The organism is Limnochorda sp. L945t (genome assembly GCF_035593305.1).
In the GTDB taxonomy this organism is placed as follows: Bacteria; Bacillota; Limnochordia; order Limnochordales; family Geochordaceae; genus Carboxydichorda; species Carboxydichorda subterranea.
This window is the reverse complement of the sequence record NZ_CP141615.1, coordinates 1,171,459-1,195,674: the sequence shown is the minus strand read 5'-3', so window position 1 is coordinate 1,195,674 and position 24,216 is coordinate 1,171,459. Positions and strand designations below refer to the sequence as shown.

At 70.2% G+C, this 24,216-nt stretch carries 25 protein-coding genes and 1 pseudogene; all 26 read right to left on the bottom strand.

The genetic code is table 11. The features are described 5' to 3' along the window. Positions 1-10: 10 nt before the first annotated feature. The gene (locus U7230_RS05625) at positions 11-331 is read right to left on the bottom strand and encodes a DUF503 domain-containing protein (RefSeq protein WP_324717756.1); all 321 of its coding nucleotides are present in this window, start codon (positions 329-331) and stop codon (positions 11-13) included. Positions 332-342: 11 nt separating this feature from the next. Then, positions 343-3,045 carry a translation initiation factor IF-2 gene (gene infB, locus U7230_RS05620; protein WP_324717755.1) on the bottom strand — a complete coding sequence of 901 codons (2,703 nt, stop codon included), beginning with the start codon at positions 3,043-3,045 and terminating at the stop codon, positions 343-345. A gap of 7 nt (positions 3,046-3,052) precedes the next feature. After that, a complete protein-coding gene (locus U7230_RS05615) occupies positions 3,053-3,391 on the bottom strand; it encodes a L7Ae/L30e/S12e/Gadd45 family ribosomal protein (RefSeq protein WP_324717754.1) in 339 nt (112 codons plus the stop codon). Positions 3,392-3,399: 8 nt separating this feature from the next. After that, entirely contained in the window at positions 3,400-3,696 is a 297-nt protein-coding gene (rnpM, locus tag U7230_RS05610; protein ID WP_324717753.1) for an RNase P modulator RnpM, read from the bottom strand. A 5-nt stretch (positions 3,697-3,701) separates the two neighbouring features. Beyond that, a complete protein-coding gene (gene nusA / locus U7230_RS05605; RefSeq protein WP_324717752.1) occupies positions 3,702-5,717 on the bottom strand; it encodes a transcription termination factor NusA in 2,016 nt (671 codons plus the stop codon). After that, entirely contained in the window at positions 5,714-6,196 is a 483-nt protein-coding gene (locus U7230_RS05600) for a ribosome maturation factor RimP (protein ID WP_324717751.1), read from the bottom strand. Before U7230_RS05600 ends, nusA begins: the two co-directional genes overlap by 4 nt. Before the next feature lie 133 nt (positions 6,197-6,329). After that, positions 6,330-8,072 carry a proline--tRNA ligase gene (locus U7230_RS05595; protein WP_324717750.1) on the bottom strand — a complete coding sequence of 581 codons (1,743 nt, stop codon included), beginning with the start codon at positions 8,070-8,072 and terminating at the stop codon, positions 6,330-6,332. 15 nt (positions 8,073-8,087) lie between these two features. After that, the gene (locus tag U7230_RS05590) at positions 8,088-9,113 is read right to left on the bottom strand and encodes a M50 family metallopeptidase (RefSeq protein ID WP_324717749.1); all 1,026 of its coding nucleotides are present in this window, start codon (positions 9,111-9,113) and stop codon (positions 8,088-8,090) included. 11 nt (positions 9,114-9,124) lie between these two features. Then, entirely contained in the window at positions 9,125-9,943 is an 819-nt protein-coding gene (locus U7230_RS05585) for a phosphatidate cytidylyltransferase (RefSeq protein WP_324717748.1), read from the bottom strand. A gap of 6 nt (positions 9,944-9,949) precedes the next feature. After that, complete coding sequence (locus U7230_RS05580; protein ID WP_324717747.1) at positions 9,950-10,804, bottom strand: undecaprenyl pyrophosphate synthase; 855 nt, start codon at positions 10,802-10,804, stop codon at positions 9,950-9,952. A 2-nt stretch (positions 10,805-10,806) separates the two neighbouring features. Continuing rightward, positions 10,807-11,094: a hypothetical protein gene (locus U7230_RS05575; protein WP_324717746.1), complete on the bottom strand. Its 288-nt coding sequence runs from the start codon at positions 11,092-11,094 to the stop codon at positions 10,807-10,809. A gap of 4 nt (positions 11,095-11,098) precedes the next feature. Beyond that, positions 11,099-11,620, bottom strand: coding sequence for a ribosome recycling factor (gene frr, locus U7230_RS05570; protein ID WP_324717745.1), 522 nt, complete (start codon positions 11,618-11,620; stop codon positions 11,099-11,101). 43 nt (positions 11,621-11,663) lie between these two features. After that, entirely contained in the window at positions 11,664-12,395 is a 732-nt protein-coding gene (gene pyrH / locus U7230_RS05565) for a UMP kinase (RefSeq protein ID WP_324717744.1), read from the bottom strand. Positions 12,396-12,468: 73 nt separating this feature from the next. After that, positions 12,469-13,431, bottom strand: a complete 963-nt coding sequence (gene tsf / locus U7230_RS05560) for a translation elongation factor Ts (protein WP_324717743.1) — start codon at positions 13,429-13,431, stop codon at positions 12,469-12,471. A 288-nt stretch (positions 13,432-13,719) separates the two neighbouring features. After that, positions 13,720-14,424: pseudogene (gene rpsB, locus U7230_RS05555) on the bottom strand (30S ribosomal protein S2); the annotation flags it as partial. A gap of 167 nt (positions 14,425-14,591) precedes the next feature. Next, on the bottom strand, positions 14,592-14,942 hold the full coding sequence (locus tag U7230_RS05550; protein WP_324717741.1) for a hypothetical protein: 351 nt from the start codon (positions 14,940-14,942) through the stop codon (positions 14,592-14,594). A 78-nt stretch (positions 14,943-15,020) separates the two neighbouring features. Continuing rightward, positions 15,021-15,815 carry an RNA polymerase sigma factor WhiG gene (whiG, locus tag U7230_RS05545; RefSeq protein WP_324717740.1) on the bottom strand — a complete coding sequence of 265 codons (795 nt, stop codon included), beginning with the start codon at positions 15,813-15,815 and terminating at the stop codon, positions 15,021-15,023. A gap of 19 nt (positions 15,816-15,834) precedes the next feature. Next, complete coding sequence (locus U7230_RS05540) at positions 15,835-16,512, bottom strand: flagellar brake protein (RefSeq protein ID WP_324717739.1); 678 nt, start codon at positions 16,510-16,512, stop codon at positions 15,835-15,837. Between the two features lie 47 nt (positions 16,513-16,559). Beyond that, on the bottom strand, positions 16,560-17,519 hold the full coding sequence (locus U7230_RS05535; RefSeq protein WP_324717738.1) for a MinD/ParA family protein: 960 nt from the start codon (positions 17,517-17,519) through the stop codon (positions 16,560-16,562). 13 nt (positions 17,520-17,532) lie between these two features. Next, a complete protein-coding gene (locus U7230_RS05530) occupies positions 17,533-18,672 on the bottom strand; it encodes a flagellar biosynthesis protein FlhF (RefSeq protein WP_324717737.1) in 1,140 nt (379 codons plus the stop codon). Continuing rightward, on the bottom strand, positions 18,662-20,710 hold the full coding sequence (flhA, locus tag U7230_RS05525) for a flagellar biosynthesis protein FlhA (protein WP_404980641.1): 2,049 nt from the start codon (positions 20,708-20,710) through the stop codon (positions 18,662-18,664). Before flhA ends, U7230_RS05530 begins: the two co-directional genes overlap by 11 nt. Before the next feature lie 30 nt (positions 20,711-20,740). Beyond that, positions 20,741-21,901, bottom strand: a complete 1,161-nt coding sequence (flhB, locus tag U7230_RS05520; protein WP_324717735.1) for a flagellar biosynthesis protein FlhB — start codon at positions 21,899-21,901, stop codon at positions 20,741-20,743. After that, entirely contained in the window at positions 21,865-22,686 is an 822-nt protein-coding gene (locus U7230_RS05515) for a flagellar biosynthetic protein FliR (protein ID WP_324717734.1), read from the bottom strand. The genes flhB and U7230_RS05515 overlap by 37 nt, the downstream gene beginning before the upstream one ends. A gap of 24 nt (positions 22,687-22,710) precedes the next feature. Further along, a complete protein-coding gene (fliQ, locus tag U7230_RS05510; RefSeq protein ID WP_324717733.1) occupies positions 22,711-22,980 on the bottom strand; it encodes a flagellar biosynthesis protein FliQ in 270 nt (89 codons plus the stop codon). A 15-nt stretch (positions 22,981-22,995) separates the two neighbouring features. Continuing rightward, positions 22,996-23,799 (bottom strand): flagellar type III secretion system pore protein FliP, encoded by an 804-nt coding sequence (gene fliP, locus U7230_RS05505; RefSeq protein ID WP_404980572.1) that lies wholly within the window; start codon positions 23,797-23,799, stop codon positions 22,996-22,998. After that, the gene (locus U7230_RS05500) at positions 23,786-24,214 is read right to left on the bottom strand and encodes a FliO/MopB family protein (protein WP_324717732.1); all 429 of its coding nucleotides are present in this window, start codon (positions 24,212-24,214) and stop codon (positions 23,786-23,788) included. The genes fliP and U7230_RS05500 overlap by 14 nt, the downstream gene beginning before the upstream one ends. Positions 24,215-24,216: the final 2 nt, after the last annotated feature.

Below are 24,216 nucleotides of genomic sequence, written 5' to 3'. Positions count from 1 at the left end.
GCGGGGCCTCCTACCTCGCGGGCGCCGGGGAGGGTTGATGGTAATACACGACGGAAAACTCGGTCAACTCGGCGTCGGCCCGCCCCTCCATCACCCGGCGCACACTATCCATCAACTCGCGGGCGAGATGTTCGTCGTGACTGACGCATGCTACGGCCAGGCGGGCTCGCTGCCACGTGAGCGGTTCGTCCATCTCCAGCACCGAGACGTTGTAGCGGGCCCGGAGCCGGTCCACGACCGCCCGGGTCACGCGGCGGCGATCCTTGAGCGACTCGCTCCCGGAGATCCAGAGCTCCGCGGACGCCACCGCCACGACCATGGCCCGGCTCACCGCCGCTTCCCTCACGCGCCCGTGCGGTCACCGGAGAGCACCGGCTGCTCCTGGCGCACTTCCACGACCTCGACGATCTCGAGCACGTCGCCCTCCTTGACGTCGTTGAAGCGCTCGATGCCGATGCCGCACTCGAAGCCCTCGGCCACTTCCCGCACGTCTTCCTTGAACCGCTTGAGCGAAGCGATCTTCCCTTCGAAGGCCACGACGCCGTCGCGCACGACCCGTACGCTCCCGTTGCGCACCACGCGGCCGTCGGTAACGTAACAGCCGGCCACGGTGCCGACGCCCGGCACCTTGAAGGTGCGGCGCACCTCCGCATGGCCGAGCACCCGCTCTTCCAGCCTCGGCTTGAGCATACCCTGCATGGCCGCTTTCACGTCGTCAATGGCCTCGTAGATGATCCGGTAGGTCCGGACGTCGACGCGGTCCCGCTCCGCCAGCCGGCGGGCGTTGGCGTCGGGCCGCACGTTGAAGCCGATGATGATGGCGTTGGAAGCCGAAGCCAGACTGACGTCCGCCTCCGTGATCCCGCCGACCGCGGCATGGATGACGTTGACCTGCACCTGCGGCGTCGATGCCTGCTGCAGGGCCGCCTGCAGCGCCTCGAGTGACCCCTGCACGTCGGCCTTGAGCACGATGGGCAGCGTTCGGGTTTCCCCCTCGGCCGCCATCTTGCTCAGCGTCTCGAGCGTCATGCGGGCCGTTGGCCTCAGCTGCTCCGCCCGCTGTTTCTCCAGGCGTTCCTGGGCGATCCTGCGCGCCGTCTCTTCGTCCGGCGTCACCATCAGGGAGTCACCGGGTTGGGGCACGTCGGAGAGGCCCAGCACGACGGCCGGCGTCGACGGACCGGCCTCTTGCAGCGGCCGCCCGCGGTCGTCGAGCAGTGCCCGCACCCGCCCGGGCACGGCTCCCACGATGACCGGGTCGCCCACTTTGAGCGTGCCTTCCTTGACGAGGACCGTCGCGACAGGCCCGCGGCCGCGGTCGAGCTGGGCTTCGATGACCACGCCCTGGGCGGGCTGGTCCACGGGCGCCTTGAGCTCGCGCAGGTCGGCCACCAGCAGGATCATTTCCAAGAGCTCGTCGATGCCCTGCTTGCGCAAGGCCGAGACCGGCACCATGACCGTGTCGCCGCCCCACTCCTCGGCCACGAGCTCGTGTTCGGCCAGCTGCTGCTTGACCCGGTCCGGCGAGGCTCCCGGCTTGTCGACCTTGTTGATGGCGACGATGATGGGCACGCCTGCCGCCCGCGCGTGGTGGATGGCCTCGACGGTCTGGGGCATGACCCCGTCGTCGGCGGCCACCACCAGGACCGCGATGTCGGTCACCTGCGCGCCCCGAGCCCGCATCGAGGTGAACGCCTCGTGGCCCGGGGTATCGAGGAAAGTGATGCGCCGGCCCTGCACCTCCACCTGGTACGCTCCGATGTGCTGCGTGATCCCGCCGTACTCCTCGGCCGCCACCCGGCTCTTGCGGATGACGTCGAGCAGGGTCGTCTTGCCGTGGTCGACGTGGCCCATGATGGTGACCACCGGAGGGCGAGGCTCGAGCTTGCCGGCCTGCTGCGAGGCTTCGCTCTTCTTCGCCTCGAGGAACCTCTCCTCCGCGCTCTTGGGGCGCTGAACGGTGAACCCCAGGTTTTCGGCCACCGCCGTGGCTACCTCGAACGGGATCTCCTGGGTGATGGTGGCCATCACGTTTTGCTTCATGAGCTGCTTGATGAGCTCGGCCGCCGAAACGCCCAGCCGGCTCGCCAGGTCCCGCACGACGATGCGCTGCGGGAGCTCGACCGTACCTCCGCGAGGTGCGGGGGGTGCGGCGGGCGCGTGCGACGGCCCGCGGCCGGGACCCGGACGGTGCCCTTTGCCCTTCGGCAGCGGCGACGTGACCGGAGGGCGCCCGCGCCCGGGTTTGCCATGGGACGGAGGAGGTCCGGGGCGCCTGCCGCTCTCCGGAGGCCGGGGCGGCGCCGGAGCGTGGACCCCACCGGGCTTGGCAGCAGCTTTTTTGTCCCTGGCGGGCACTTGCTTGCCCTGGGACGGACCCGAAGGCGCGCGGGCCGCCTGCTGCGGGCGGTCTATCTGCGGGCGGTCCTGGGAGCGCTCTTGCGGACGCCCGGCCTTCGGGCGCTCCGCCGGCGCTTGCGGCGCCTGCGGCCGCTGAGCGTGCGGCTGGGGGACGGCCCTGGAGGGGGCCTGCTCGCCGCGAGCCGGCGCTTGCCTTGCAGCAGACACCTCCGAGCCGCCCTGGACAGAAGGCCCCTCCACCGTGGGAGCGGCCGAGGCCTCCTTCGGGGCCGATGCCGCTGGCGGCGGAGCCTCATGAGCCGGCCGCGGCACAGCGGTGGCGGGAGCACCGGCCGGCTGCGGCGCCGGCACCCCGGCCGTCACCGGCGTCGCGCGGGAAGGCGCCACAGGAGCCGGGCGCGCGGCCGGAGCCTCCCTGGCAGGCGCCACAGGCGCCGTAGCAGGCGGCGGCGCCGGCGCGGGCGCCGGTTGCGCCCTTTGTACCCGCCCGACCAGCCGCGCGCCCTTGATCTCCCCGGCTCCGGTACCCTTGCCGAACTGGCGCCGCGCCACTTCCTCCTCGTCGAGCTCGACCATGCTCAAAGTGGAAGAGGCGGCGCTACCCCGGCCCTGCAAGAACGCCAGGAGCATCTTCGCGTCGACGTTGAGCTCCTTGGCCAGCTGATAGACCCGTAGCTTTTTCATGCCACCATCACTCCTGAACGGCCGGCGACCGCCCGCTCGCGTCCCGTGCGCTCACCGAACCCAAGAAATGGAATGCCAGGCCCTCGTCACACACCCCTATGACGGCCACCGGTCCCCGACCCATCGCCGAACCGAGCGCGACGCGGGTGCCCCACCGGATCACGCGCACCGCCCCTGCCCGCTCGGCCTCGCCTTGCCAGTACCGGGCCGCACCCTCCGAGGCGTCCTGCGCCACCACGAGCAACCGCACGCGGCCTTCCCGGAGCGCCTGCCTGCAGGCCATTCGCCCGATGGCCGCCTTGTTGGCCCTTCTCGCGAGCCCCAGCCACGTTGCCGGATCCGCCACGGCCCACCCTACCGTGCGCCGCCGGCGGCCGCCAGCTGCCGGGCCAGCTCGTCGAACACCTCGTCCTCGATGGGGTGTTCGAGCGCCCGCTCCAGCTGGCGCCCCCGCCGAGCAGCCTCGAGGCACTCCGGCCGCGGGCAGATGTACGCCCCCCGGCCCGACCGCTTACCCGTCGGGTCGACCACGACGCTCCCTTCCGGCGTCCGCACGATCCGGATCATCTCGCGCTTGGGCCGGACGGTGCGGCACCCGACGCAGGTCCGCATGGGCACCTTGCGCGGCCTGGGCTGTTGCCGGGCGCTCACCGTCCTCAACGCCCCTTCCGCTTCGGCCCCTGGCGCTGGAACCCGAAGTCCTCCAGAGAAAGCTCCGACAAACTGCGGAGCACTTTCTTCGGCTTCTTGTCGGCATCCTCGACGGCCTCACGCGCCCGCTCTTCGGCGCGCCGCTGGGCCGCCGGCCGCGGCGCGGCCGCTGCGGCCGCCGCCGGGGCAGCCGTCGGAGCCGGCGCCGCCTTGGTCGTAGCTGCATCCGCCGGGGCCCCTGAAGCCGCCGCCTGCGGCTGAGGAGGAGCCTCCGGGCGCTCGCGCTCCTCCCCGGCCTGCGCCGGAGCCGCCTTGGCCTTCGCCTCGGTCTTTCCGTCCGCTTTGGCCTCGGTCTTTCCGTCCGCCTTGGCCTCCCGGGTGGCGGGGCTCTCCAGCACCCGCTTGGCTACCGCGAACAGCGGGACGGCCAGTGTATCCCGGCGGGCGGCCTCCTGACGCTGAACAGCAGGCTCTTCGGGCGCGGGAGCGGCCTCGGGCTCCCCTTCCTCTTCGGAGGAGAACAGGGTCGGCAAAGACTCGGCCTCCTCCAGCTCTTCCTCCAGGTGGCGCCGCTCGAAGCGCCGCACACCCTTGATGCGGCGGACCTTGCCGGCGCCCTTTTGCTTGAGCTGCTGCTCCTCTTCTTCCACCGGCTTGACGGGCTCCGGCTCGATGGGGATCTCCTCTTCTTCGGCCTGCACGGCCGGCCCGGCATCGACCGGCACCTCGAGGGGCGCCCGGCTCGGCTCGGCCACCGGCACGGCAGGGACCGGCACTTGCTCCGACTGTGCCGGCGTTTCGGTGCGAGCGGGGGCCGCCCCCGCCGCCGGCTGCGCCGCGGGCCGCTCCGCGGGGGGCGCCTGGGTCGCCGCTGCTCCTGCCGTCGCTGGCTGCTCCTCCCGGCCCACCCGGGCAGCCCCCGCTCCGGCGGCCTCCGGCCTGGCCTGCATCCACTGGCGCCGCTTCTCCTCGAACTCCTGCTGCACCTCGGCCCACTGCGCCTCGCTGCGGATATCGATGCGCCAGCCCGTGAGCCTGGCGGCCAGCCGGGCGTTTTGCCCTTCCTTGCCGATGGCCAGCGATAGCTCCTTCTCCGGCACGATCACCTTCGCCGACCGGTCGGTGGGGTCCAGGTACACCTTGAGGACCCGGGCCGGCTGCAGGGCATTGGCCAGGAAAACCTCGGGATCGGGATCCCAGGCGATGACGTCCACTTTCTCCTGCCGCAGCTCCTTGACCACCTGCTGGACCCGGGCTCCCCGCGGCCCCACGCAGGCGCCCACCGGATCCACGTTGCGGTCCGTGGACCAGACGGCAATCTTGGAGCGGTGCCCCGCTTCTCTCGCGTGGGCCCGGATCTCCACGACCCCGTCGTGGATCTCCGGCACCTCGAGCTCGAACAGCCGCCGCACCAGACCCGGATGGCTGCGGGAGAGCACCAGCTGCGGCCCCTTGGCGGTCTTGCTCACCTCCGCCAGGTAAAACTTCATCCGGGTACCCGGCGTGTACCGCTCGGTCGCGACCTGCTCCGAAGGCGGCATGACTCCCTCGGCGCGGCCGAGGTCCACGTATACGTTGCGGTGCTCGATCCGCCGCACGATGCCGGTCAGGATGTCCCCCTCCCGGCTGTGGTACTCCTCGTACACCCGGCTCCGCTCGGCCTCCCGGATCCGCTGCACCACCACCTGCTTGGCGGTCTGCGCGGCGATCCGCCCCAGGTCGGGCAAAGTCAGCTCGACCTCGACCACGTCGTCGACCTCGAAGCGCGGGTTGATCCGCTGCGCCTCTTCCAGCGAGATCTCCGTCGAAGGGTCGGTCACCTTCTCCGCGACCGCCTTGCGGGCGAAGACGCGCACCCGCCCGCTGCGGTCGTCGAAGTCGACCCGCAGGTTTTGGTGGGGCTGCGAGGACTTGCGGAAGGCCGACTCGATGGCGTCTTCGATCGCCTTGAGCAAGACCTCCCGGGAGATCCCACGCTCCTTCTCCAGTTCGTTGAGAGCGCCCATCAGCTCGAGATTCATCGCTCCACAGCCCCCTGCCAGCGAACCCGCAGCCTGGCCCTGCTGATCCCTTCCCGTGGCAGCGCGACCATGCTGCCGTCCTCCATCTCGAGTTGCACCCGATCGCCTGCGAGGCCCTTCAGCCGCCCGGTGAAATGGCGGCGCCCCTCGACCGGGCCGTAGGTGTGCACCTCCACCTCGCGGCCGGCGAACCGCTCGAAATCCTCCGCTTTGCGTAAAGGGCGCTCGACGCCGGGCGACGAGACCTCGAGCCGGTACGGCCCGGGTATGGGGTCGAGCCGGTCCAGCGCCCCGGACAGGGGCACGCTCACCGCCCGGCAGTCCTCCACGCTCACTCCACCGGGCTTGTCGATGAAGACGCGCAGCACGCGGCCCCGCGGACCGGGCTGGAACTCCACGTCCACCACCTCGATGCCGAGCTCCTTCGCTACCGCCTCCGCCTGCTCGATGACCAGTTGCTCGATCGCCTTCGGGTGCACCTGGCTACCCCCAACAGAACGAAAGAGTGGGGGGATCCCACTCTTCCGCCGCAAGAGCCGCTACACTTGCCAGGCGCTATTATAACATCGCGCAGGAAAGGCGCGCAACGAGCCCGCCGCGCCTTCACACTCCTCAGCGGGGCTGCAGCGCTTCCATGTCCTCCCTGAGCCACTCCCTCACCTTCGAAGCGGCCTCGTCCAGGGAGACCGGCACGTCCCGCCCGTCCGAGCGCCGGCGGATCTCCACCTGCCCCGACGCTGCCAGCCGCGCTCCCACCGTCACCCGGTACGGGAAGCCCATCAGATCGGCGTCGTTGAACTTGACCCCGGGCCGTTCCTCCCGGTCGTCCAGCACCGTCTCGACGCCGGCCCCGGTCAGCTCGTGATAGAGCCGCTCGGCCGCCTCGATCTGGCCGCGATCCTTGACGTTGACCGGAACCACCACCGCGTGATACGGAGCCACGCTCACCGGCCAGATGATCCCCTTGTCGTCGTGATGCTGCTCGATCACGGCGGCCAGGGTCCGGGTGATGCCGATGCCGTAGCACCCCATGACCACCGGCTTCTCCTTGCCGTCCTCGTCCAAGAACGTGGCGCCCAACGCCTCGCTGTACTTGGTGTGGAGTTTGAAGATCTGCCCCACCTCGATCCCGGCCGATCGGTCGAGCGGAGCGCCGCACCGGGGGCACGGATCTCCGGGCACGACCAGCCGGATGTCGGTCACCCGGTCCGCCGAGAAGTGGCGTCCCGGGACCACGCCGACCAGATGGGCGTCCTCCTCGTTGGCGCCCGTGACCGCCTCGTCGAGCGCCATCGCCCACGGATCCGCCACGATTTCAACCCGGTTCAAACCGACGGGGCCGACGAAGCCCGCAGGCGCCCCCGTCACCTCCCGGACCCGTTCGGGGGAGGCAGCCTGGACCGAGGAGAGGCCAATGGCCCGGGCGAGTTTGACTTCGTTGAGCTGGTGATCGCCCCGGATTACCGCTGCGACGAGCCGCCCATCCCCTTCGTACAGCAGCGTCTTGAGAATGGCGTGCGCGGGCGTGCCGAGGAACCGGACCAGATCCTCGATGGTCCGCACGCCCGGCGTGGAAACCTTGCGAGGGGCCGGCGGCGCCTCCGTCGCCGGAGCGCCCTGCGGTCGCGCGGGAGGCGCAGAGGCCGGAGCCGCCTCTACGTTGGCCGCATAGCCGCACTGCCGGCAGTGGACGACCTGGGCTTCCCCGATGGGAGACAGCACCATGAACTCGTGCGTGACGTCGCCGCCGATGGCGCCGGGATCCGCCTCCACCGCGGTCGTCGACAGCCCGCATCGGTGGAACGCCCGGGAGTACGCCTCGTACATCTTGCGGTAGCTCTCTTCGAGCCCGGCTTCGTCCCGGTCGAACGAGTACAGGTCTTTCATGATGAACTCCCGGCCCCGGATGACGCCGAAGCGCGGCCGGATCTCGTCGCGGTACTTGTTTTGAATCTGGTACAACAGGAGCGGCAACTGCCGGTAAGAGCGCACCTCCGCCCGCACCAGCGCCGTGATGATCTCCTCGTGGGTGGGGCCCAGGCAAAACTCCCGCCCGTGCCGGTCCTTCAGGCGAAACATCTCGGGGCCGTACTCGTACCAGCGGCCCGTCTCCACCCACAACTCGGCGGGCTGCACGATGGGAAGCTGCAGCTCCTGCCCGCCCGCTCGGTCCATCTCCTCGCGCACGATCTCCGAAATCTTGCGAAGGGACCGGAAGGCGAGCGGCAGGTAGGTGTAAATCCCGGCCGAAGACTTACGGATCAGCCCCGCGCGCAGCATCAAGCGGTGGCTGTCGCTTTCCGCCTCTGCCGGCTCTTCCCGGAGCGTCGGTGCCAGAAGCTGTGACATCCGCATCGCTGACAGGTCCCCCTACCCGCGCAGAAGGTCGAAGTACGTGGCCAGCAACATCAATCCGATGAGCAGCATCAGCCCCACCATCTGGGCCAGCGACTGCAGCTGCGGCTCCAGGGGCCGGCGCCGTACCCACTCGATCCCCATGAACAGGAGCCACCCGCCGTCGAGCACCGGCAGGGGCAGCAGGTTGATGAGGCCGAGGTTGATGTTGAGGATGGCCGCCAGCCCGATCAGATTGGCCGGGCCTTGCTGGGCCGCCTCCTGGACCATCGAGAAGATGCCGACCGGGCCTGCGACCTGGACCGGCTCCCTTCCGCCGAGCATCCGGGCGATGATCCGGACGATGTCCCCCGTCGAGTCCAGCATCTGGACGAATCCGCCGTACAACGCCTGGGGCCACGGGCGGGCCCCTCCCATCCGGATCCCGATGTATCCCCGCCCGTCTTGCCGGGCCACCTCGACCACGACCTGACGGATCCGCCCGTCCCGCTCGATCCAGACCGGGAGCCTGGCGCCCTCGGGAGCGGTCAGCACGGCTCGCTGCACCCGGGCGCCGGTGGGGGTGCGGAGGTCGCCGATGCGCACGATCCGATCTCCCGGCTCGATCCCGGCCACGGCCGCCGGCCCTCCCGGCTCGATCCCCTGGACGACGGGCGGCACGAAGAAGTAGGCGAGCAATACCCCGGCCAGGACGAAGTTCATGGCCGGGCCGGCGGCGATGGTGAGCACCCTCTGCCACATCGGGCGGTTGGTGAATCGCCGTGGGTCGGACGGCGCCAGCGGCGGCTCGCCCTGGTCACCCGGCGGCGACTCGGCCGGGTTTTCCATGCCCTCGAGGCGCACGAAGCCCCCCAGCGGCAGCAGTCGCAACGAGTAGTACGTGCCCCGCCGCCTCCAGCGCACCAGAGCGGGCCCGAAGCCGATGGAGAAGTCGCGGACCATGACCCCCACGGCTTTGGCCACCAGGAAGTGGCCCAATTCGTGCACGAGCACGATGGTACCGAAGACGAGAACGAAGGCTACGATCCCGTTGAGCGTCACGCGATCCGCCCCTACAGCCTGGCCATCAGGATGGCAAAGAGATAAGCGGCGAGCCCGCTGGTCAGGACACTGTCCATCCGGTCCAGGATACCGCCGTGTCCCGGCAAAAGCCAACCGGAATCTTTCACGTTAGCGTCGCGCTTGAGCGCCGACTCCGCAAGGTCCCCGAGCTGGGCCGCCACCGTCGTCACCGCTCCCAACCCCACCGGCATCCAGCCGGCCATCTGCGCCACCTTTCCGCCCAACCACACCACCACGGCACACCCCACGACGGCCCCTCCGATGGCGCCCTCCCACGTCTTGCCCGGCGACACCCTGGGGAGCAGCCGGTGGCGCCCCATCAGGCGCCCGACCGCAAAGGCGCCGATGTCGGTCGCCCAGGTCCCGACCAGCACCACCATGGCGTACGGCCAACCGAGCTCGGGATGGCTGCGCAGCAACCACCAAAAGCCCATGAGCACCCCCACGTACGAAAAGGCGAAGGCGGCCGCCGCGGCCTCCAGGAGCACGCTCGCCCCGCGCAGCCATGCCCGCAAGGCCGCATACCCCAGCACGAGCGTCGGCAGCAGCAGCGGCAGGGTCCGGGGCCAGTGCGTGCCGGCGAGATGTTGCATGGCCGGCGCCAGCAAGACTCCCGCCAACCCCGCCAGGATCAGGACGTCGCGCTGGGGCTGTCCGGCGCCTTTCGCGACGAAGAGATCGCCCAGCTCGAGCGAGCCCCATACCGCAATGATGGCCAGCGTCAGCGCCCACCAAACGCCACCCGCGTACAGCGTGACCAGCAGGATGGGCGCGCCTGCCGCCGCCGTCACGGCTCGCCGGGCGAACACCGCGCTCTAGACCTTTCCGAAGCGGCGATGACGTCGCTGGTAATCGACGATGGCCTGCAGCAGGTGGACGCGCCGGAAATCCGGCCAGAAGACCGGTGTGACCCATAGCTCCGAGTAGGCCAGTTGCCAGAGCATGAAGTTGCTGACGCGATACTCGCCTCCCGTGCGAATCAGGAGGTCCGGGTCCGGAAGGCCGGCCGTGTACAGGTAACGGGAGAAGCTCTCCTCGTCGACCGTCTCCGGGGAGACCTTGCCGGCCGCCACGTCTTGGGCCAGGCGTACGGCTGCGTCCACGATCTCGGCCCGTCCCCCGTAGTTGAGCGCAACGTTGAGCAGCATGTGGCGATTGGCCCGGGTGCGAGCCTCGGCTGCGCGAATCTGCTGGACCACGTCCTGGGGCAACCCATCCAGGCGGCCGATAGCGTGAACCCGCACCCCCGCTTCGTCGATCTCGTCGATTTCTTCCCGGAGCACCTCCGTGAGCAGGCGCATCAACATGTCCACTTCCGCGGCCGGACGCTGCCAGTTTTCCGTGGAGAAAGCGAAGACGCTCAAAACCTCGACGCCCAGTTTCGCACAGGTACGCACCGCTTCCTTGAGGCTGCGCACCCCGGCCCTGTGGCCGGCGGTCCGCATCAGCCCGCGGCGCTGCGCCCACCGTCCGTTGCCATCCATGATGATGGCGACGTGCCGTGGGATACGCGCCGGGTCCAGCTCCATCAGCAGGCGATGCTCTTCGCTGCGCACGTTGATCCAGGGCCAGCTGCTCTCGGCCAGGTGCAGCCAGACCCGGTCGGCCAGCCGCGCCAGCATCCGGTGGGGGCGCGGGGCCGACGAGCCTACGGAGCCGGCGTCATGCATCCTCACGCCTCCCCGTCGAGGCCGGGGCGTTGCTCGTAATACTCTCTCGCACACACGAGCTCGATGGCGTGCAAGGCCTCCGTGCCCGGCCGCATCACGCGCCGCTGCGCGACGACGCGTACCGCCCCCTTCTCCCCCCTGGGCCGGGGCGGCGCCGTGAAGCGCAGCGTGCAACGGTAGCGCCCGCCCAGGCGCCGCAGCGCCGCCTCGAGCTCCAGCCCGACCACGTCCGGCGGCGCTTCCGGGCCGGCCCCGCCCGCCGCCGCGGGCTCTCGCCGCTCCTGGTCCAACCGGTCAGACCTCCATGATCTCCTTCTCTTTGCTCTCCAGGACCCGGTCGACCTCCTCGATGTACCGGTCGGTGAGCTGCTGCACCTGCTGCTGAGCCCGGTGCACGTCGTCTTCCGACACCAGTTTCGCCTTTTCCCACTTCTTGAGCTCTTCGTTGACGTCGCGCCGGACGTTGCGGATGGTCACCCGTTTCTCCTCGGCCTGCTTGCGTGCCAGCCGCACCAGCTCCCGTCGCCGCTCCTCGGTCAACTGGGGCAGCACCAGGCGCACCACGTTACCGTCGTTGGTAGGGGTCACGCCCAGGTCGGACTTGAGGATGGCCCGCTCCACCTCCTTGAGGATGGAACGGTCCCACGGCTGCACCACCAGGGTGCGCGGCTCCGGCGCCGTGATGGAGGCGAGCTGGTTGAGCGGCACGGGTGCACCGTGGTAATCCACCACCACCCGCTCCAAGAGAGCCGGCGACGCCCTCCCGGTGCGAATTGCTGCGAGTTCCCGCCGGGTGGCTTGTACGACCGCTTTCATCTTCTCCCCGGCTTCTTGCAGCAATGCTTTCCAATCGCCCTCTTTAGCCACCCGAAACACCCCCGCCCACAGTGGTCCCGACGCGTTCTCCGGTCGCTGCCCTCACGATGTTGTCGGGCTCCCCGATGTCGAAGACGATGATCGGGATCCGGTTTTCCATGCACAAGGAGGCCGCGGTGGGATCCATCACGTCCAGCCCCCGCTGGATCAGCTCGAAGTGGGTGAGCCTCTCGAAGCGGTGAGCGCCCGGGTGCTTGCGCGGGTCGGCGTCGTACACGCCGTCCACGCCGCGCTTGCCCATGAGGATGACCTCGGCCTCGATCTCCGCCGCGCGCAGGGCGGCCGCGGTGTCGGTCGAAAAGAACGGGTTGCCCGTGCCGGCGGCGAAGATGACCACCCGGCCCTTCTCCAGATGCCGGATGGCCCGCCTGCGGATATAGGGCTCGGCCACCTGGCGCATCTCGATGGCCGACTGGACCCGGGTCGCCACCCCGAGGCGCTCCAGCACCTCCTGCAAAGCGAGGCCGTTGATGGTCGTGGCGAGCATGCCCATGTAGTCTGCGGTGCTGCGGTCCATCCCCCGCTCCGCCGCCTGCGACCCTCGCCAGATGTTGCCGCCTCCGACCACGATGGCGACCTGGATGCCCATCTGGCTGAGGGTACGCACGGCCTGCGCCAGGCGCTCCACGGTGGGAAGGTCGATGCCGAACTCCGCGTTGCCTGCCAGCGCCTCCCCGCTGAGCTTCAGCACGACGCGCCGGTATGGGGTTGCCATCGCCGAACCACCCGCCCCGGACATGAGTTCTCCCCCAGGAGCTCGCACTCCTTGGGTCGCCGGCCCCTGGACGTTACTCCTGCTGGTCGTCGGAAGCGAGCTGCTCGGCCCGCTCGAACCTGGCGAACCGCCGCAAGCCGACCTTGACCCCCAGGGCGCCGCTCGCCTGCTGGAGGTGGCGCGAAACGCTCACGCTGCCGTCCCTCATGTACGGCTGATCCAGCAGGCACACCTCCTGATAGAACTTTTCGAGCCGGCCCTCGACGATGCGATCGACCACCCGTTCGGGCTTGCCTTCGTTGAGCGCCGCCGTCCGGTAGATCTCCCGCTCGCGGGCCTTGACTGCCTCGGGCACCTGGGACCGATCCACGTACTCGGCCCTGAACGCCGCCACCTGCATGGCAAGGTCCCGCACCATGGCCCGCACCTCGGCCCGGTCGGCCGCTTCCTGCGGGCTCACCTCCGCCTCGAGCAGGACCCCGATGCGGCCATCCCCATGGACGTAGGTCTCGACCATCCGCGCCCCCGCTACGAAGGTTACGAACCGGCGCAGCCGCACGTGCTCGCCCAACCGGGCGGCCGTTTCGGTCAGGAGCTCCCGGGCCGTGAGCCCCGGCTTGCCGGTCAGGGGCCGGTCGAGGAACGCGTCCACCCGCGCCACGGAGGACTCGCCCCGGGGATCCGCGTGGGCCGATGGGTCCCTGGGATCCACCTCGTCGCCCACGAAGGCCGCGTGCTCCGCCAGCGCGCGAGCCAGCGCCCGGAAGTCGCCCGTGCGGGCCACGAAGTCCGTCTCACAGTTGAGCTCGATGATGGCGGCCCTCCCTCGCTCGGGGAGCACGACGGTCTCGATGACGCCTTCCAGCGCCTTGCGGGTGGCCCGCTTGGCGGCCTGGGCCAGGCCCTTCTCCCGCAGGATGCGGATGGCCTCCTCCTCGTTGCCGCCCGCCTGCTCCAGGGCCCGTTTCACGTCCATCATCCCGGCCCCCGTGCGCTCGCGAAGGGCCCGGATACGTTCCGTAGTGACCTCCGCCACGTGTGCATACCCGCCTTCCATGGTCTCCCGGATTAGGTTGTCCCCATGACAATGGTGCGGCAGCCTTTCCTTGCAGGGCTGCCGCACCACCCATCGCCAGGCCCTCGTCGATCCACGCTGTTACGAACCCGCTTTGGTGTACACGTCACCCCGAGACGCTTCGGCCTCGACGGCGACGCCGCCCTGGGAGCCGCCGTCGCCGGGTGCCGCCTCGCCATCCACCGGATAGACCGTCTGCTCCTGGCCCTCCGGTACCGCGCCCTGCTGCTCGTGGGCCTGCTCACCCGCCTCGCTGGCCGCCGGCCCCTCCTGGCCCTCCCGGGCCTCCATGACCGCGTCGGCGATCTTGTGGGTGATGAGCCGTACCGCCCGAATGGCGTCGTCGTTGCCCGGGATCACGTAATCCACCTCGTCCGGGTCGCAGTTGGTGTCGACGATCGCGACCACCTTGATCCCGAGTTTGCGGGCCTCCCGGACGGCGTTGGCCTCCTTGCGGGGATCGATCACGAACAGAACCCTGGGAAGGGTCTGCATGTGACGGATGCCGGACAGGAAGCGCTCCAGCTTCTGCTTCTCCTTGCGCAGCTGCAGGACTTCCTTCTTGGGGAGCCGGTCGAAGACGCCCTCGGTCTCCATCCGGTCGAGCTCGTCCAGCCGGCGCAGCCGCCCCTTGATGGTATTGAAATTGGTGAGCGTGCCGCCCAGCCACCGCTGGTTGACGTAGAACATGCCGCAGCGCTGGGCCTCTTCCTTGACCGTGTCCTGAGCCTGCTTCTTGGTACCGACGAAGAGCACGGTCCCGCCGTCCTGGACCGTCTCCTTGACGAAGCGGTACGCCTCGTCGAGCTTGCGGACGGTCTCCTGCAGGTCGATGATGTAGATCCCGTTGCGCTCGGTGTAGATGTAGCGGGCCATCTTGGGGTTCCACCGGCGGGTCTGGTGGCCAAAGTGGACGCCGGCCTCCAGCAGCTGCTTCATGGAGATGACAGCCATCCCGTTCACCTCCTCCCCGGCGCTCGGTTGTTGACCGCCGCCGCCTCATCCCCGGGGGAGCCGAGCGGGACGAACCCTGCCCCGGCACCGCCGCCCGGGTCGCAAGAACGGCGTGTGTGCTGGTAAACGCCGGGGCGTAGTATATCACAGGGCCCCTGGCTTCTCAATCACGCCCGCACGTCCACGTGCTGCCCGAGGCCCGGTACCGCAGGAGGGCGAAAGGCAGCTGCCGGCTCGGCCGGAGCAGGCTTGCGACTCTCCCGGGCCCGAGCGCGCTGCGCGGCGGGGCGATCCTGTCGCTGGCGGCGGCGGTGTTCGTCGGTGGCGTCGCTGACTCGCCTGTGCTCCGTCCGGTCAGGGGCGCGCACCTGGCGGGCCTGCTGTTCCTGGGAACGGCGGGTTTGCTCGGAGGTGGCCTGCTGCGCGATCTGAAGCTGGCGGTGCGTGGCGTCCTGGGCTCGTGACGCCTCTTGGGCCCTCGGGAGAAGCGTCTGCAGGTCCACGTTGCGCATGGACATCGTTGAGGGCTCCGGGCCTTTCCCTCCCCTTTGCGGTCCACTGTCCGCCCCGCGCTCGGGCGGGCCTCACGTACGGCGTCAGCTCGCCTGCTGCAGGTGCGAGCGAAGGCGCACGATGGCCTTGGTGTGGATCTGGCACACCCTCGACTCGGTCACCCCGAGCACCCGCCCGATCTCCTTGAGCGTCAACCCCTCCTTGTAGTAGAGGGCGATGACGAGGCGCTCCCTCTCGGGCAGCCGATCGATGGCTTGCGCCAGCATGCGCTCCAGGTCACGCTCTTCCGCTTCCTCGGCGGGGCTCGGAGAGGCTGCGTCGGAGACGGTCTCCATCAGCTTGAGCTGGCTCTCCTCCTCGGGGTCGGCCACCCATACCTCGTCCAGGGAGACCAGCTGCGCCCCCGCCAGCTCGCTCATCAGCCGGTCGTACTCCTGCATCGAGATGCCGAGCGCGTTGGCGATCTCTTCGTCGCTGGCGGCCCTTCCGAGCTGGCTTTCCAGTTGGGCCAGCTTCTTCTCCAGCTCCCGGGCCTTGTGCCGCACTGACCGGGGTACCCAGTCCGCCGCCCGCAACCCGTCGATGATGGCGCCCCGGATCCGGGCCGCCGCATAGGTCTCGAACTTCACGCCCCGCTCGAAGTCGTAGCGCTCCACCGCCTCCACGAGCCCGAAGATGCCGTAACTGACCAGGTCGTCGAACTCCACGTAAGGGGGCAGCACCACCGCCAGGCGTCCCGCCACGTGCTTGACCAGCGGGGCGTACTCCAGGATGAGCTGCTCCCGCAAGTGCGGGGAGCGGTGCTCCTTGAACTCCTTCCACACGGCGGCCAGCCGGGAGGAGACGGGCAAAGACGCGACCTCCGGTTCGGTTGCCACCCGCGTTCCCACGCCTTCCTCAGATGAGCCCCATGCGCCGCATCTCCGCCTGCCGGCGCAGCAAGTAGGCAATGATGCGATCCCGGTCCCGCTCCAGGATGCCCGTGAACTTGACGGCCACCTCGCGGCCTTCTTGCTCGGCCTGCTGCGGCTCCACCACCCGCACCACCTCACCCGCAGCCTCGACGATGCCCGTGGGGAGCTCCAGGGCGAGCTCGAGCGCCGTCCCGGGGTCCATCCACGGGCCGTCGCGAAACCACAGCAGGACGCCGCCACCCCCCAGGTCCCGGCTCTCCGCTTCTCCCCAGGCGCCGCCGGGACTGCCGGGCGGGACAGGCCTGCGCCAGCGCACCGGCACCCGCACCGGGACCCGCAGGAAGCTCCGGAGCTGGATGCGCTGCCACCGGGGCATCTCCAACACCACCAGGGGGACCTGTCGCTCCTCCAGCCGCTCGATCACCCGGGTCTCGCCCTGGTAACGCGCTCCCCGGACGGGGTCCGCCTTCAGCACCAGCACGCTCACCGCCGAGCCGACGGGAATGGAAACTTTGGCCCCGCGGTACATCGGCACCGCCAGCGTCAGGCGGCCAGGGGCTACCCCCTCCACGCGGGTCCGGTACCGCCCTGCCATGGGGCCCTCCCGCACTTCGACCTCCACCAGATCGTTGAGTGCTACCGGTGGTTCCTGCGCCGCCACTCCCGTTTCCGACCCCCCGTTCCGCTAGTCGGCTGGTTCCTCGGCCGTCACGCCCACCCTCGCAGCATTCGCCGCAGGGTGCCGCTCAGTCCTCCGGACCGGCTTCGCTGCGAAGCCGGAGCCTGGGCCAGGCGGCCGGCAATTTCCCGGACGGCGCCGGCGGCCGCGCTGTGCGGAAAGCGCAAGAGAAGGGGTACCTGGTCGAGCACGGCCCGGCTCACCACCGGGTCGAACGGCACGCTCCCGAGGGGGGTGATCTCGATCCCCAGGAACCGCCGGGCGACGGTCCGCAGGCGATTCGCCGCGGCGGTGGCCTCGTGGGCGCTCTTGTGCATGTTGACCACGCAATGCAACCGGGGCAGGCTCCCGGAGCGGGCCAGCACCTTGACCAGCCCGTACGCGTCGGTGAGCGAGGTGGGCTCCGGAGTCACGACGAGCACGGCCTCCGGGGTCGCCCGGAGCATGGTGAGCACCTGCTCGCCGATGCCGGCGCCGGTATCGACCAGCACCAGGTCCACCAGCCGGTCGAGCCGGCGGATCTCCTGCAGCAGGCGCTGGAGCGGCTCGCCCCGGATCGAAGCGAGCTCCCACAGCCCCGAGGCCCCCGGCAGCACGACGACCCCCTCGGGCCCGGCACAAATCGCCTCGTCCAGCGTGCATCGCCCCTCCACGAGGTCGCCGAGGTGCCGCTCGGGCACCAGCCCCATCAAGATGTCCACGTTGGCCATGCCCATGTCGGCGTCCACCAGGGCCACTTTCGTCCCCATCTGCTGCAGGGCCAGGGCCAGATTGACGGCCAGGCTCGTCTTGCCGACCCCGCCCTTGCCGCTGGTGATGGCCATCACCCGGGCAAGCCCCGCCGGCGCCGTTCCGGCGGCCTCCTCCGCCGCCGGCGGCGACGGCCCGGGCCCGGACACGCCGGCCAAGAGCGCCCGCAGGCCCGCCGCCTGGTCGGCGACCGGCGGCGTCCAGCCGGCGGAGCCGGGTCGACCGTTCGCGCGTGCCACCTCCCATGCCCCCCTATGCCTCTGTCCGCTCGCCCAGGCGCTCGAAGATCGCTTCGTCCACCCATGGCGAAAGGACCCAGCGGGCGACGGCAGCCCCGTCGGCCGCCTCGATGTCGTCCGGCACGCCCTGACCGGTCGTGATGTAGGCCAGGGGCTTGCCGGCCCAGCGGGGCGCGTTGACGAGGGCGCCGCGGCGGCGGGTCTCGTCGACCTTGCTCACCACCACGCCCGAAAGCGGCAGCGGCCGGTATGCGTCCACCAGTTCCTGCATGTCCGCCTGGCGCAGCGTGGCCGGCACCACCAGGAGCATGTGGGATCCCGGGGGCAGGGCCTGGCTCAGGGCGAGCACCTGCTGCAGGCGGGCCCGATCTCCGGGGCTGTGCCCCGTGGTATCCACCAGCACCAGCTCCTCGTCCAAATCGGACAGGATCTCCCGCAACCGCTCGGGGCGGTCGGCCACCCGCATCGGCACGCCCAGCAGGTCGGCGTACAGCCGCAGGTGCTGGATGGCTCCGACCCGGAAGGTGTCGGTGCTCACCAGCCCCACCTTCCAGCCGCCGATGAGGGAGAAGTTGGCGGCGAGCTTGGCCACCGTGGTGGTCTTGCCGACCCCGGTGGGCCCCACCAGCATGGCCACCCGGGGCCGATCGCCCTTGTGCCAGACCGGCTCGGTGCTGACGCTCGACGCCACCTGCCGGGCCAGGGCCTCCTCGAGGTCCTGGCCGGAGAGCTCGGACAGCTGGGCCGCCTGGCGCACCAGCTCCCAGGCGGTCGCCGGCTCGACGTCGGAGCGGGTGAGCCGGTCGAACCAGACCGTCTCCTGCGCCCTGGCCACCGGGCGGGCCGGTGGCAAGGGAGCGCGGGGGCGGCCCGGGGCACCGGGGCTGCGCGGGGTGACCTGGCCGGGCAAGACGCCCGTCCCGGCCCGGGGGGCCGCCGGCACCGCAGGCCCGGGCCGCGCCTTTGGGGGAGCGGAGACACCCTCGTGGCCTCGCTCGAGGGCGGCCACCACCTCGACCTTGGGAGGCCCCCACGGCTTCCACCAGGCACGCCACTGCCGCGTCTGCACGATGAGCGCCGCGTCGCCCATGTCCTGGCGCACCTGGTCGAGGGCCTGCTGCATGCTGGAAGCGACGTAGCGCTTAAGCCGCATCGGGTACGTCCACCACCGCTTCACTCTTGACCTGGAAGCCCGACGCCACTTCGGCGAACGACATCACCGGAAGGCGAGGCAGGGGCCGCTCGATGAGGCGGCGCAGGTAGCGCCTCACGCCGGGGCTGCACAGCACCACCGCCTGCTTGCCCCGGGCTGCCGCCTCCTCTTGCGCGCGGCCCAGCCGCACCACCAGCTGCTGCAGCCACTGCGGGTCGAGGGGCGCCGCCGGGGAAGCGGCCAGCTCCTCCAGGCGCTGCTCCAGAGCCGGGGCCAGCGTGATGACAGGGATCGTGCCGTCCGGCTCGGCGTACAGGTGCGAGAGCTGGCGGGCCAGCGCCGCCCGCACGTGTTCGGTGAGCACCTCGGGGTCGCGGCTTTCGCGCGCCGAGTCGGCCAGCGCCTCGAGGATGGTCACGAGGTCCCGGATGGGCACGCCCTCCCGCAGCAGGTGCTGCAGGACCTTCTGCACCTCGCCCAGTCCCAGCAGGTCCGGCACCAGCTCCTCCACCACCGCGGCGCTGAAGCTCTTCACGTGGTCGAGCAGCACGCGCGTCTCCTGGCGGCCGAGGAGCTCCGCGGCGTGGCGCCGCAGGAGTTCGCTCAGGTGCGTCGCCAGCACCGAGGGCGCGTCGACCACCGTGCAGCCCGCCGCCTCCGCCTGGTCGCGCAGTTCCTGGGAGATCCAGACCGCCGGCAAGCCGAAGGCAGGCTCATGGGTCCGGATGCCCGACAGGGCGTCCAGCCCCTGCCCGCTGTCCATGGCCAGCAGGTGGTTGGGGAAGAGCTCACCCTTGCCAATCTCCACGCCTCGCAGCTTGATCACGTAGCTGTTGGGCTTGAGCTGCATGTTGTCCCGGATGCGGATGGGCGGCACCACGACCCCCAGGTCGAGGGCGACCTGGCGGCGCACCATGGTGATACGGTCCAGGAGTTCGGCGCCGTGGGACTGGTCGACCAGCGGGATGAGGCTGTAGCCGATCTCCAGTTCCACCGGGTCCGTCTGGAGCAGGCTCATGACGGCCTCGGGGCGCTTGGCCTCTTCCCGTTCTTTTTCCACCGCGGCGAGCCTTGCCTTCTCTGCCGCTCGCCGCTGCTCCCGCGACATCGCCGAGGCGGCAGCCGCGGCCACCCCGGCCAGCGCGAGGAAGGGGAGGGTCGGAAGCCCCGGCACCAGCGCCAGCACCAGCAGGACGCCGGCCGCCGCACCCAGGGTGCGGGGCTGGCCGAAAAGCTGGCGGGTCATGTCCTGGCCCATGTTCTCCTCGGACGAGGTGCGGGTCACGATGATGCCGGTGGCGGTGGAGACCAAGAGGGCCGGGATCTGGGTCACGAGCCCGTCGCCCACCGTGAGCAGCGTGTAACGGCGCAGCGCCTCGGCCACGTCCATGCCCATCTGGAGCATGCCGACCGCCAGTCCGCCGAGGACGTTGATGAGGGTGATGACCACGCTCGCGATGGCATCGCCTTTGACGAACTTGCTGGCGCCGTCCATGGCCCCGTAGAAGTCCGCCTCGCGCTCGATGGCCTGGCGCCGGGCCCGGGCCTCCTGCTCGCTGATGAGCCCGGCGTTGAGGTCGGCGTCGATGCTCATCTGCTTGCCGGGCATCGCGTCGAGGGTGAAGCGTGCCGCCACCTCGGCCACGCGTTCGGCGCCGCGGGTGATGACGATGAACTGGATGACGACCAGGATGAGGAAGATCACGAACCCAACCAGGTAGTTGCCCCCCACGACGAACTGCCCGAACGCCTCGATGATCCGCCCGGCGTAGGCGTGCAGCAGGATGAGGCGCGTCGACGAGATGTTGAGCGCGAGCCGGAAGAGGGTGACCACCAGCAGCACCGAGGGGAAGACCGAAAACTGCAGCGGCTCCTTGACATTCATGGTCAGGAGCAAGATCAACAGCGACAGCGTGATGTTGGTGGCGAGCAGCAGGTCGAGCAAGGCGGGCGGGAGCGGGAGGACCATCATCAGCACGATGGCGACGACCGCCACGAAGACCGCCGCGTCCGAGCGCCCGGCCGCCCCCAGCATCATCCTCGCTCGCTGCGAAATGGCCACGGGATGCTACCTCCTCCTGCCGGCGGCCCCGGCCGGACGCCGGAGCCGGTACACGTAAGCGAGCACCTCGGCCACGGCCCGGTACAGGTCGGGCGGGATGGCCTGGCCCACCTCCGCGGTGTCCCACAGCGACCAGGCCAGGGGCGGGTTTTCCACCACCGGCACGCCGTGCTCGCGGGCGGTCTGCACGATGCGCTGCGCCAACCAGTCCTGGCCCTTGGCGACGACCTCGGGGGCCTCCATGCGGTCGGGCTCGTAGGCCAGGGCGACGGCGACGTGGGTCGGGTTGGTGACGACCACGCTGGCCCGGGGCACCTGCTGCATCATGCGCCGCATGGCGATCTGGCGCATGCGGGAGCGGATGCGGCTTCGCACGTGCGGGTCGCCCTCGGACTGCTTCAACTCGTCGAGCAGCTCGTGGCGGCTCATGCGCAGGCTCTGCTCGTACTCCCACCGCTGGTAGGCGTAGTCGGCGATGCCGATGACGAGCAGCACCAGGCCCATGCGCAGGAGCTGCCCGTACGCCAGCTCCCCCACCCAGGCCGCCGCATGGAGCGGGTCGGATCCCACCATGTCACCGGCCCCCGTGACCACGTCGCGGATGAAGCCGTAGGCGGCCCAGAAGACGACCAGGGCCTTGGCCGCCGACTTGGCCAGCTCCACCAGGGAGCGGGCCGAGAAGAGCCGCCCGAAGCCTGCCACCGGGTTGATGCGGGCGAGCTGCGGTTCGAGGGGCGTGCCCGACGCCAGGAAGCCCACCTGGGCCACCTGCGCCGCCAGCCCCGCCAGGCCGACCCCGACGACGAACGGGACGACCCCCCGGGCGGAGACGAGCCCGGCCCAGCCGACCTGGCGCAGCGTGTCCAGGGTGAGTTCCTGCTCCCAGAACGCGCCGCCCCAAAGACGTGTCCCGAGCGCCCGGACGTCGCCGATCAAGAGGCGTGCGACCCCCCGCACCATGAGCGCCCCGCCGAGAATCACGAGCGCCATGGTAAGGTCCATGCTGCGGGCCACCTGGCCGCGCTTTCGAGCCTCCTGGCGGCGGCGAGGAGTCGCCGGCTCCGTGCGCTCACCGTCGGCGAAGCGCTGCAGGTCGAAGCGGAGCGGAGAGGGCAGGAGCGGGCGCGTCGTCACGGTGTGAGCCCGGAAACCATGCGGCCCACCCACTCCCACATCCCCCCTCCCTTTCCGAAGATCCCCGACAGGACTCCCGTGAAGGCGGGCAGCGCCAGCAGGATGGCGACGAAGCCGAGCACGATCTTGACCGGGAAGCCGACCACGAAGACGTTGAGCTGCGGTACCGCCCGGGCCACCACCGCCAGGGCCACGTCGGAGAGGAACAGGGCGGCCATCACGGGCGCCCCGAGGCGGATGCCGAGCAAGAAGGCCTGAGCGAACGTATCCAGCGTCGCATCGAGCAACACCCCCGACGCCGCCATCGCGCCCGGCGGCACCAGCCGCAGGCTCTGCGCAAGCGCCCGGATCATCTCGTGATGCCCGTTGACCCCGAAGAAGACGAGCGTCGCGAGCAGCATCTGGAACTGCCCGATGAGGGGGACCTCCTGGCCCATCGTCGGGTCGATGACGTTGACCACGCTGAAGCCCATCGGCAGATCCACCAGCTGCCCCGCCAGCATGATGGCGGCGAACACGGTGTTGATCCCGAACGCCATGACGGCCCCCACGACCGCCTCCCGGGCCAGGGCGTAGGCCCAGCCGGCCCAGGCAGGTCCGAGCCCGGACCCGGCGGCTGCGCCGCCCGGCGCGGCGAGGCCCTGGAGGATCGCCTCCGGCGCGATGGGCACGAGCGGCAGCAGGAGCCACGCCAGTACCGCCGACAGGCCGAGGCGCGCCAGCGCCGGCACCCCCGGCTGGCCAAAGACCGGGCGGGCGATCAGGACGAGGGTCGAGGTCCGTACCCACACCAGGACGAACGCCGCCACCGAGCCCACCGCTATCCCCCGCCGCCCCTTCTCTCAGCTGATGAACGACGTCAGATTGCCCAGGATGCGGTTCGTGAAGTCGAGCAGGGTCCTCATCATCCACGCGCCGAAGACGAGCATCCCGAGCAGCGTCGCCAGGATCTTGGGCACGAAGGCCAGGGTCTGCTCCTGGATCTGGGTCGTCGCCATCAGGATGCTGACCACGACCCCCACGACGAGCCCCAGCCCCACCAGCGGGCCCGAGACCAGCAGCACGGTCACGATGGCGTCCCGGCCCAGCGTCAGCACGGTGGCTTCGCTCAAGGACGCTCCCCTCCCCTACTTCACGCTCGTCAACAGCGCCCTGGTGACGAGGTGCCATCCGTCCACCATCACGAAGAGCAGCACTTTGAACGGCAGCGAGATCATGACGGGCGGCAGCATCAACATGCCCATGGACATTAAGGTACTGGCCACGATCATGTCGATAACCAGGAAGGGTACGAAGATCAAAAAGCCCATCTGGAAAGCCGTCTTCAGCTCGCTGATGACGAAGGCCGGTATCAGCAGGTACGTCGGGACCTGATCCCGCCGCTCGGGCCGGGGGGAGCCCGAGGCCGAGACGAAGAGCTCCAGGTCCTTCTCCCGGGTGTTGCGGAACATGAAGTCCCGCAACGGCAGTTCCCCCCGCCGGAGCGCCTCCTGCTGGCCGATCTCACCCTGCAGGTACGGGGCGATGGCCTGCGAGTACACGCTCTGCCAGGTGGGGTGCATGGTGAAGAAAGTCAAGAAGAGTGCCAGCCCCACCAGCACCTGGTTGGGAGGCACCTGCGGAGTCGAGAGCGCGTTGCGCACGAAAGAGAGGACGATGACGATGCGGGTGAAGGAGGTGACCATCACCAGGATCGCCGGCGCCAGGCTCAGCACGGTCAAGAGGACCAGGATCTGAAGGGTCGTGACCAGGTCGGGCGCCTGCGGCGGCTGGCCGTTGAGCCGCAGCTCGATCGAAGGCAGGCGAAGCGGCGCCGGCGCAGCAGCGGCGGCGCACGCGGGCGCGCCCGAGCCTGCCCACACGAGCGTCAAAAAAAGAAGCCCCACCAGGAGCCGGCTGTGGTACCGGCCGGACCGGTCAAGGAGCCTCATGGTCGGATGGCCGGCCGATGCTGGTGCCGTCGCCCCCGTGGCCTTCGAACGGCCGGGGCGCATCTCCGGCCGGCTTCCCCCTTCCCCACGGCGCGCGTCGAAAAAGCCAGTCCCCCGGGGTGCCCCGGGAAGAGGCGGCGTGGATGTGCTCCCACAGCGCCGGGTCGTCCCATGTCGCCAGGCGCCGGATGGTCTGCCCGCTCAGCCCCACGAGCAACAGGTAGTGCCCCACGGCCACGAGGTAAAGCGCCTTGCCCTGCCCGAGGGCCAGCGTGTCGACGACCCGCAGGATCCGGGAGGAGCGGGCCAGGCCACGGCTCGCCACGGCCCGGCTCGCCAGGTAGGCGAGCGGCCCGAGGAGCGCCAGCGCCCCCACCACCCGGAGCACGTCGCCCCAGCCTACGCCGCCTTCCATGC